The sequence below is a fragment of the Psychrobacter sp. GW64-MNA-CIBAN-0177 genome (assembly GCF_040309585.1).
GTDB lineage: Bacteria > Pseudomonadota > Gammaproteobacteria > Pseudomonadales > Moraxellaceae > Psychrobacter > Psychrobacter okhotskensis.
Genome location: NZ_JBEOOY010000076.1, coordinates 1 through 392, shown reverse-complemented (window position 1 = coordinate 392; position 392 = coordinate 1). Strand labels below are relative to the sequence as shown.

Sequence of the window (392 nt, the reverse complement as noted above, 5' to 3'; positions counted from 1 at the left end):
CAGTCGTCAATACCTGTTTTGCAATACAGTATTATCTGTTATTGCCACGTTTTATTAAAAACCTTGAGGCAATGTTTGCTTACCGATTGTATTTTCGAGTTTTTGACGCCACAACTGCTTAGGGGTTAATCCACCTGAGGTTGATTGAACCTTTTTAGTCGGTGTTTTTTTCGCTGCAGTTTTTGCCGATTCTTTTCGCCTAGGTTCAGCGACTAATCCGCACGTGGTTGTCAGTGGTACTTTTTTTACTGAAGATGCCGTTAAATTAGCATGCATAGCGTCGAGTTCGCTAAAACGCACTGATTTTGCGCCGTCGATTTTATACCAACTGCCCGCTTGCTCAATTGAAACGGGTTTGCCAGATTGATTTTCAAGTGCCGTTTGTAATTGGC

Annotated in this window: 1 protein-coding gene; it reads right to left on the bottom strand. The window is 42.1% G+C overall.

The window, feature by feature from the left end:
- Nucleotides 1-54: 54 nt before the first annotated feature.
- On the bottom strand, nucleotides 55-392 hold a 338-nt coding region (locus tag AAEY79_RS14235), incomplete at its 5' end, for a hypothetical protein (RefSeq protein ID WP_352288885.1).